At 37.6% G+C, this 2,301-nt stretch carries 2 protein-coding genes; one reads left to right on the top strand and one right to left on the bottom strand.

Annotated features, from left to right (window positions below; all coding sequences use genetic code 11):
* Nucleotides 1-24: 24 nt before the first annotated feature.
* Nucleotides 25-1,443: a hypothetical protein gene (locus tag HFP08_RS28705; RefSeq protein WP_168124064.1), complete on the bottom strand. Its 1,419-nt coding sequence runs from the start codon at nucleotides 1,441-1,443 to the stop codon at nucleotides 25-27.
* Between the two features lies 1 nt (nucleotide 1,444).
* Between HFP08_RS28705 and HFP08_RS28700 the strand changes: the two genes are divergently transcribed.
* Nucleotides 1,445-2,026: a stalk domain-containing protein gene (locus tag HFP08_RS28700; protein WP_168124063.1), complete on the top strand. Its 582-nt coding sequence runs from the start codon at nucleotides 1,445-1,447 to the stop codon at nucleotides 2,024-2,026.
* The last annotated feature ends 275 nt before the right edge of the window (nucleotides 2,027-2,301 follow it).

Below are 2,301 nucleotides of genomic sequence, written 5' to 3'. Positions count from 1 at the left end.
AGGGCTATTCGGCGTTTCGTCATCCTATTTGGCTTCCATTCCAATACCCATATCCAAAATCGTGTCTTGATGTGTGCTGGATTTGACGCTTACTTTAGAACTAAAATCATAAAGATTACCGAGTCGCAGTGTGCCGTTTACTTGCTGAATATTGGTAGTTATTCTATCGGCACTAATAGTTCCTGAAACAATTTTATCAGCATCAAGAGTCCCTGTGTATATTCCACTGGGACTAATATATGTAAGCCTTTCTGAACTTGATGATAAAGCACCTACTTCGCTAGCAGAATAAGATGGTTTAGGAACTGAACCCCAACTAATACTTCCACCATTCATGTTTATATTGCCGCTAATGTTGGCATTATTGGCGGTTAATGTACCATCAGAAGCAACACCAAATTTACTTCCAATCTGCATAGTGCCTCCAGTGACTTGAACATTGGAGGCTTTCATTTTGCCTGTCAAATCAACGCTGAAGGGGGCGTTGGCGAAGGTAGAGCTTCCTAGTGAAATGCCATTTGAATCAGCTTTGAATAGACTGTTTCCAGAACCAATCTCAACCTTGCCTTTGAAAATGACATCACCATTCGTATCCAGTACGATTTGATCACTCCACACAGGGCTTGAAGTAGTGCCTGTGTTTTTTTGTATTTTTAATCCATGTGTTGCATTAATAAGAACTCGACTTTTTATACTGCCATCACTTTCTGTTCGAGTAATGACCAAATCCATTTCTGTTGCCGTCATTCCATTATCGTCAATGGTAAATGAGCCTGATTGATTTGTAACAGTAAGGTCGTTCCCTGCAATTAATTGTCCGACTATACGTTCTGCGATGATACCCCGATTGGTGACGGCTGTACGCCAGTGCTTTCCTGAGTCAGAACTAATGGCCAGAACTCCGTTCTGAATGATCAACATTTTGGAAGGATCATTCGAATCACTTACAATAATCCCTCTGCGAGACATACTAATTGAATTATTCAATCCACCTTCAATTTGTCTGTCAATCGCGCTCCAGGTCGTGTTTAATATCTGCGAAACTTCATCTGTTCGCTCAATGTTGTTGTCATAGGCATATTTATTGGCGGCAAAAGAATTGGATGTACTAATCGCGCTTTTTATTTGAGCAACCTGCTTGTCCTGGAAGAGCAGATTCTTGGAGACATTGCTAATGGTCAAACTAATCGTGTCGCCTTCATAGTCTGTACTCATTCCGATAATCTTGGCAGTAATGTGTATATCAGATAACTCATAATCAACGTTAATGAAATCGCCTAGAACAATCTTGTCCCTATCCGCGCTTTCTTCCGTATCAAGCACACTAAACAAAGCAGGTTCAGTTTTCTTCTTAAAAAGAAACTGCACAACATCTTGGAAAAATGTGTTACTATTATGATGATCAATTGGATACACATAATCAAAATCAAACGGAGGTTTCACAATGAAAAAACTAACCATAGGCGCAACAAGTTTTATTACAGGGGCATTGCTTATGACAACTTTAACAGCATTTGCAGACACAGCAAAACAATTTGTCTTAACTACTCTTAATTTTCCTGTAATTATTAATGGAACAGAGTTTAAGAGTGATGACATGCCCTTTATGAACTACAACGGGAATACTTATGTACCACTCAAAAGAGTTGGTGATATGCTGGATGTTCCCGTTAACTGGAATGATAAATTAAAACAGGTTGAGATTGGTGAAGATGGTATTGATGCTGATGATAAGAATAGAACACTTAAACTTATAGAAAATTACAGTAACGGATTTGAAGCATATCAATACGGAGACATTATTTACATGCAACTAAGGTCTGGATTAGATAAGTATAATTTGTACCTTGAAACAAGTTACGATTCACTTAATGAAGCCTTGTTATTTACTAAAATTAATTTGTCTATTCCTGTGTCAAAATCATTTTACGTAGGGTGCGATATCTTTATTAACAAAAACAACGGTACAAGTTACATTAAAGAAGATTTATTGAAAAGTATTGCAATTCAAATTAATGAAAGTTAACCAAATCTCGCAACTATGCCTGTTACATTTCCACTAAAATTCCAATTACCATCGGCATAAACAGTATCACTAACCCTCCCAATCTGCATTGAACCACTGGGATTAAAAATGCTAACACGATTTGTTGTTATGTCAGAATCATATACCCAGAATATTTGTTTATTGTTTTGATTATAGACTTTCTGGACAGTAAAAAGTTTTACATCATTAAGAAGCAAGGAAATCGGCGTCCTGCTGGGCCGCTTTCTGCTTGGAACGAATAATTTGAGTTAGCG

The organism is Paenibacillus sp. HB172176, assembly GCF_011947265.1.
GTDB lineage: Bacteria > Bacillota > Bacilli > Paenibacillales > Paenibacillaceae > Pristimantibacillus.
The sequence above is the reverse complement of the archived record's forward strand: the minus strand, read 5'-3'. Positions and strand labels throughout refer to the sequence as shown.

What these genes read in the sequence shown, in the direction of transcription:
- HFP08_RS28700 (WP_168124063.1), top strand. Translation starts at nt 1,445, where the DNA reads ATGAAAAAACTAACCATAGGCGCAACAAGTTTTATTACAGGGGCATTG.